General features: G+C 71.0%; 4 protein-coding genes and 1 pseudogene. All 5 read right to left on the reverse strand.

The annotated features are described in order from the left end of the window. Positions 1-556, reverse strand: a 556-nt coding sequence (locus L995_RS20485) for an AAA family ATPase (protein WP_047473337.1), incomplete at its 3' end; no start/stop codon positions are given. After that, the gene (cobN, locus tag L995_RS20490) at positions 553-4,374 is read right to left on the reverse strand and encodes a cobaltochelatase subunit CobN (RefSeq protein ID WP_047473339.1); all 3,822 of its coding nucleotides are present in this window, start codon (positions 4,372-4,374) and stop codon (positions 553-555) included. The genes cobN and L995_RS20485, both read right to left, overlap by 4 nt. Before the next feature lie 29 nt (positions 4,375-4,403). Beyond that, positions 4,404-5,453, reverse strand: a complete 1,050-nt coding sequence (gene cobW, locus L995_RS20495; protein ID WP_047473341.1) for a cobalamin biosynthesis protein CobW — start codon at positions 5,451-5,453, stop codon at positions 4,404-4,406. 27 nt (positions 5,454-5,480) lie between these two features. Then, on the reverse strand, positions 5,481-6,503 hold the full coding sequence (locus L995_RS20500) for an LLM class flavin-dependent oxidoreductase (RefSeq protein ID WP_047473342.1): 1,023 nt from the start codon (positions 6,501-6,503) through the stop codon (positions 5,481-5,483). 4 nt (positions 6,504-6,507) lie between these two features. Next, positions 6,508-6,711 (reverse strand): annotated as a pseudogene (locus L995_RS20505) (ABC transporter ATP-binding protein); the annotation flags it as partial.

Genomic DNA, 6,711 nt, shown 5'->3' on the forward strand with positions numbered 1-6,711 from the left:
CCGCGTCATTGGCCAGGCGCACGCACAGGCCCAGGCGGTCCAGCAGCTGCGGGCGCAGCTGGCCTTCCTCGGGGTTCATGGTGCCCACCAGCACGAAGCGCGCCGCATGGCGGTGGGAGATGCCGTCGCGCTCGACCACGTTGACGCCGCTGGCGGCGGCATCCAGCAGCACATCGACCAGGGCATCGGGCAGCAGGTTGATCTCGTCCACATAGAGCACGCCGCCATGGGCGCGTGCCAGCAGGCCGGGCGCGAATTTGAGCGCATGGCCGGCCATGGCCTGGCCCAGGTCCAGCGAGCCGGCCAGATGCTCCAGCGAGGCGCCCAGCGGCAGCGTGACGAAGGGCGCGGCCTCGATCAGCTCGGCCAGGGCACGCGCGGCCGTGGACTTGGCCGTGCCGCGCGGCCCCTCGATCAGCACGCCGCCCAGTTGCGGGTCGATGGCGGCCAGCAGCAGCGCCTGGCACAGCAGGGGCTGGCCGGCAATGGCGGCAAAGGGAAACAGCGGCGGCAGCGCGGGCTGGGCGCCGCTGCCCAGATCAGGAGATGCGGTCATCCGCGCAATCCTTCGAGATGGTTTTCATGTTCCAGCAGCAGGTCTTCCAGCTGCTGGCGATAGTCGCCGGGCTGCTCCCACAGGCCGCGCTGCATGGCTTCGAGCAGGCGCTCCAGCATGTCGCGCAGGGCCTGCGGATTGTGCTGCACGAGAAAGTCGCGCGTGGCCGCGTCCAGCACATAGGCGTCGGCCACCAGGGCGTACTGGTGGTCGCCCACCTGCTGCGTGGTGGCGTCGAAGCCGAAGAGATAGTCCACCGTGGCCGCCATCTCGAAGGCGCCCTTGTAGCCGTGGCGCTTGGCGCCGTCCATCCACTTGGGATTGGTGACGCGCGAGCGCACCACGCGCGCAATCTCCTCCTTGAGCGAGCGCACGCGCGGCTGGGCCGGGTTGGCATGGTCGCCGTGGTAGAGCGCGGGCTGGCGGCCCGAGAGGTGGCGCACGGCCGAGGCCATGCCGCCCTGGAACTGGAAGTAGTCGCCCGAGTCGAGGATGTCGTGCTCGCGGCTGTCCTGGTTGTGGGCCACCACGTCGAGCTCGCCCAGGCGGCGGCGCAGCGCATCGCCTGCGGGCACGCCCTCGGCGTCCTGGCCGTAGGCATGCTGGCTCCAGCCCAGGTAGGCCTGGGCCAGGTCGGCATCGCCCTGCCAGTCGCCGCTCTGGAACAGTCCGCCCAGGCCCGATCCATAGTGGCCGGGCGGCGCGCCGAACACGCGCCAGCCGGCCTGCAGGCGGGCCTGCACGGCGTCCATGCCCTGCGCCTGCAGCTGCTCGGCCTCGGCCAGGATGCGCGCGCGTATGGGGTTGTCCTCGGCGTCCTCGTCCAGCGCGGCCACGGCCTGCACGGCCGCGTCGAACATCTGCACGGCGCCGGGGAAGGCATCGCGGAAAAAGCCCGAGATGCGCAGCGTCACATCCACGCGCGGCCGGCCCATGCCCACGCGCGGCACCACCTCGAAGTCCACCACGCGCTGGCTGCCGGGCGCCCATTTGGGGCGCACGCCGATCAGCGCAAAGGCCTGGGCGATGTCGTCGCCGCCCGTGCGCATGGTGGCCGTGCCCCAGACCGACAGGCCCAGGGTGCGCGGGTACTCGCCATGCTCCTGCAGATAGCGCTCCAGCAGCCTGAGCGTGGCCTGCTGGCCCAGCTCCCAGGCGGCCTGGGTGGGAATGGCGCGCGTGTCCAGCGTGTAGAAATTGCGCCCCGTGGGCAGCACGTCGGGCCGCCCGCGCGAGGGCGATCCGCTGGGCCCGGGCGGCACGAAGCGGCCCTGCAGCCCGCGCAGCAGCTGGCGCAGTTCCTCGCCGCCACAGGCATCCAGCGCGGGCGCCAGCACGGCATGCACCTGTTGCAGCGCGGCGCGTGTCTGCGGCCAGTCACCGGCCGGGGCCTCACCTTCCAGCAACTGCTGGGCCAGCAGCTCCAGGCGCTCGCGCGTGTCGCCTTCATGGCGCCAGGGCTCGTCGCTCACGGCCTGCAGTGCGGCGGGGCGCGCGCCGGTCCAGGGGCGTGCAGGCTCCATGCGCAGCGGGTCGAACCCGGGGCTGTCCAGCAGGTCGGCGGCCAGCGCCTGTATCAGGCCCTGGCCTTCGTCCGACGGGAAGCGCGCCAGCGCCAGCAGCGTGTCGCGGCGCTGGCGCCCTTGCGGCGAGGCGCCGAAGACATGCAGGCCGTCGCGGATCTGGGTTTCCTTGAGCTCGCACAGGTAGGCGTCTATGCGTTCGAGCACGGCATCGTCGTCCTGCGCGGCACCGGGCGCCAGGTCCAGCTCCTGTTCCAGGTGCTGGCGGCGCACGATGTCCAGGATCTGGCGGCGCAGCAGCGCGCCGCGCCGCGCATCGACCAGCAGGGCGTCGTAGTACTCGTCCACCAGGCGCTCCAGGTCCTGCAGCGGGCCGTGGTTTTCGGCGCGCGTCAGCGGCGGCATCAGGTGGTCGATGATCACGGCCTGGCTGCGGCGCTTGGCCTGGGCGCCTTCGCCGGGATCGTTGACGATGAAGGGGTACAGGTGCGGCAGCGGGCCCAGGATGGCATCGGGCCAGCACGCGCCCGACAGCGCCAGGCTCTTGCCCGGCAGCCATTCGAGGTTGCCATGCTTGCCCACGTGGACCATGGCATCCACGGCAAAGCGGTCGCGCAGCCAGAAGTAGAAGGCCAGGTAGCCGTGGGGCGGCACCAGCTCGGCATCGTGGTAGCTCGCATAGTCCTGCGCGCCCATGCCTTTACCGACCAATGCACGCGCCGGCTGTATGCCGACAAAGACATGGCCCAGGCGCAGGCCCGCGATCATGAAGCGGCCCTGGCGCAGCAGCGGGTCGGCCTCGGGCGCGCCCCAGCGCGCCGTGACGGCGTCGGCCATGCCGTCCGGCAGCGCGGCCAGGCGTGCCAGGTACTCGTCCAGCGCATAGCTTTGCCAGGCCGGTCGCAGCGGCCACTGGGCAGGGTCGTTGGCAATGCCCTGCTGCAGGGTGTGCATCAGCGCCTCGCCATCGGCGGGCAGCTGCGCGGGGTCGCCCAGCTCGTGCCCTTCGGCCGCCAGGTGCTGCAGGATGGCGATCACCGAGGCCGGCGTATCCAGCCCCACGCCGCTGCCGATGCGGCCTTCGCTGCCCGGATAGTTGGCCAGCACCAGGGCCAGGCGCTTGTCGCGCGCGGGCAGGCTGCGCAGGCGGCACCAGCGCCAGGCCAGGTCGGCCACGAAGTCCACGCGGTCGGGCTCGGGCTGGTAGGCCACCACGTCGGCCTGGGTGAAGGCGCAGCGGTGGGACAGGCCCTTGAAGCTGATGGCGCGCGTGATGATGCGGCCATCCATCTCGGGCAGCACCACCTGCATGGCGATGTCCCGCGGGCGCAGGCCCTGGCTGTCGGCCCACCAGTCCTCGCGGTTGCCGCCGCTGGCGATCACCTGCAGCACGGGCGCATCGCCGGCCAGGGCCGTGCCCGATTCCAGCGCCGAGAACGCCGTGGTGTTGAGCACCAGCTGCACGGCATGGTCTTCGCAGAGCTGGCGCAGCGTGGCCAGGCACAGCGGGTCCTTGAGCGAGTCCAGCGCCACGGCCAGCGGGTTCATGCCGCGCTGCTGCAGCGACAGGGCCATGGCGTCGAAGGCCGCCGTATTGCCCGCCAGCAGGTGGGAGCGGTAGAACACCAGGGCCACCGTGGGCGCGCCCGGCGTCCAGGCGCGCTGCAGGTCGTCGATGCCGGCCACGTCATGGGCCTGCACCTGGGCAGGGTTGGGTGCGTTCTCGAATAGCGCAAGCGGCACGTGCACGGCTGCCTGAGGCAGGGTGCGCGGCGGCAGCGGCGCATCGCCCCGGTCCAGCCCGTGGTAGACGGTGGCCTTGAGGAATTCGCGCGCATTGGCCGCGCCGCCCGAGCGCAGGTACTGCCACAGCTGGCGGCAGGCGGCGGCCGGCAGCGTGCTGCGCGCCAGCAGGTGCGGGTCTTCCTGCAGGTCACCCGAGAACATGGCCAGGCGCTGCCCCTTGCGGCGCGCCAGCGAGCCGATCTGCTCGATGCCATAGGGCCAGGCCGACTCCGAGCCCAGGTGGTCCACGATGACCACGCGCGCATGGCGCAGCACCTCGTCCACATACAGGTCCAGCGAGGCCGGCTGGCGCAGGTACAGCAGATTGGCCAGCCGCACCGAGGGGAAGTCCGCCGACGCCCCGGCCAGCGCGGCCACGGCCGAGGACAGCAGGGCCAGCGTGGTGTCGGCCGAGCTCAGGATGACGATGTCGGCCGGCGTCTGGTCGAGGCGGGTGACGATGCTCTCGTCCTCGACGAAGCCGCCGGGGCGCGTGGACAGCAGGTGCATGGAATAGGTTTCAGTACGGAATCGGAAGGTCAGGCGGCCACATTCTCCAGGCCCTTGCGCAGCGCTGCTTCGTCAAGGTCTTGCCCGATGAACACCAGGCGCGTGCCGCGTGCCTCGCCCTCGCGCCAGGCGCGGTCGAAATGGTGGTCGAAGCGGCGGCCCACGCCCTGCAGCAGCCAGCGCATGGGCTTGCCCGGGATCTCGGCAAAGCCCTTGACGCGCAGGATGCTGTGCTGCTCCACCAGCGTCTCCAGCGCGGCCAGCAGGCGGTCGCGGTCCACGGCGGGCAGGTCGATCACGTAGGAGTCGAAGTCGTCGTGGTCATGGTCCTCGTCGTGGTCGTGGTGGCTCACGCGCTGGTCGATGGTGGTCTCGGCCGCCTTGGCCAGGCCCAGCACCACGTCCAGCGGCAGGCGGCCCTGGGACGATTGCACGATCTTGACCTCGGGCGGCAGCTCCTCGCGCACCAGGGCGGTCACGCGCGCCAGGGCATCGGCATCGGCCAGGTCGGTCTTGTTGAGCACCACCAGGTCGGCCGCGCCCAGCTGGTCCTCGAACAGTTCGTGCAGCGGCGATTCGTGGTCCAGGTTGGGGTCGGCGCGGCGCAGCTCGTCCACGGCCTGGGGATTGGCGGCGAACTGGCCGCTGGCGGCCGCTGGCGTGTCCACCACGGTGACCACCGCGTCCACGGTGAACACGTTGGCGATCTCGGGCCACTGGAAGGCCTGGACCAGGGGCTTGGGCAGGGCCAGGCCCGAGGTCTCGATGATCACGGCGTCGATCTGGTCGCGGCGCTCGGCCAGCGCGCGCATCACGGGGAAGAACTCCTCCTGCACCGTGCAGCACATGCAGCCGTTGGCCAGCTCGTACAGCGCGCCTTCGCGCTCGTTGCCCTCATCGTCGCAGCCGATGCCGCAGCCCTTGAGGATCTCGCCATCGATGCCCAGCTCTCCGAACTCGTTGACGATGACAGCGATGCGCCGGCCGCCCGCGCTGTCCAGGATGTGGCGCAGCAGCGTGGTCTTGCCGCTGCCCAGGAAGCCGGTGACGATGGTGGCGGGAATCTTGGCGGTTTGCATGGAAGGTTCTCCAGAAAAAAGAGGAAGTCAGACGGTGGCGAAAGGCACGGCGCTGCGCAATGAAGGAAGAACCTCCTGCGCAAACAGCTCCATGCCGGCGAGGGCCTGGGCATCGCTCCACAGGCCGTTGGCGTTGAAGACGCAGCGCAGCTGGCCCATGCCCGTGCGCTCGCGCAAGGCGGTGATCTGCGCATGGCACTGCTCGGGCGTGCCATGGATGAATTGCTCGGCCAGCACGCGCGGCACATCGATGGGCAGCACCTGGTCGGCCGGCACGCCGCGCTTGCCCGCAAAGTACACGCGCCGCTGGTACAGCTGCGGCCACAGCGTGGCCAGCCGGGCCTGCACGGCGGCCTCGTCGGCACCGATGCAGACATAGCGCGCCAGCGATGAACGCGCACGCAGCGCGGCGGCATCGCGCCCGCGCTCCCGGGCAGCGGCCTCCAGGCGCTCCAGCTGCATGCCTTCGGGCGGCTCCAGGCTCAGCAGCAGGGGCAGATTCTGATCGACGGCAAAGCCCAGGGTCTCTGCCGTGGAGCCGGCCACATACAAGGGAGGATGCGGACGCTGCACGGTCGAAGGCAGGGCGGGCCGATCCTCGAAGCGCCACGGCCCCTGCCCAGCTGCGACGGGCTTGCCGGACAGCGCCTCCACCAGGATGCGGCAGGACTGCTCGAAGCGTTCGCGCGTGCTGTCCGCATCGATCTGCAGGGCGCGCAGCGCGGCCGGCTCCGTGCCCCGGCCCACACCCACGTCGATGCGGCCGGCGCTTTGCAGGTCCAGCTGGGCAATCTCCTCGGCCAGCATCAGCGGGTGGTGCAGCGGCAGCACCAGCACCGAGGTGCCCACGCGCAGCCGCTCGGTGCGCGCCAGCACGGCGGCGGCCAGCAGCAGGGGCGAGGGATAGGGCCAGGCGGTATCGGGCACGCGGAATTCGTTGAACCACACGCCCTGGAAACCCAGGCGCTCGGCGCGCTCGAACAGTGCCAGGAATTCACGGTGGTCGCCGCGCGTGGCGTCGCGCGTCCAGCCGGCCAGATCGATGCGCATGGGGTCAGTTCTCCTGTTTCAGCCGCGCGCGCAGCAAGGTTTGCGGGGGTGCGTCGATGCGCTCGAAATCCACGCCGAACACGGCATCCAGCCCCGGCGCATGCAGCAGCTCGGCAGGGGCCCCATCGAGCGCAATGCGCCCCTGGTCCAGCACGATGACGCGCCCGAAGTGCGCCAGCGCCAGGTCCAGGTCATGCATGACACGCGG

It is taken from the genome of Delftia sp. ZNC0008 (genome assembly GCF_000799035.1).
In the GTDB taxonomy this organism is placed as follows: domain Bacteria; phylum Pseudomonadota; class Gammaproteobacteria; order Burkholderiales; family Burkholderiaceae_C; genus Comamonas; species Comamonas tsuruhatensis.

What these genes read in the sequence shown, in the direction of transcription:
- cobN (WP_047473339.1), bottom strand. Translation starts at nt 4,374, where the DNA reads ATGCACCTGCTGTCCACGCGCCCCGGCGGCTTCGTCGAGGACGAGAGC.
- cobW (WP_047473341.1), bottom strand. Translation starts at nt 5,453, where the DNA reads ATGCAAACCGCCAAGATTCCCGCCACCATCGTCACCGGCTTCCTGGGC.
- L995_RS20500 (WP_047473342.1), bottom strand. Translation starts at nt 6,503, where the DNA reads ATGCGCATCGATCTGGCCGGCTGGACGCGCGACGCCACGCGCGGCGAC.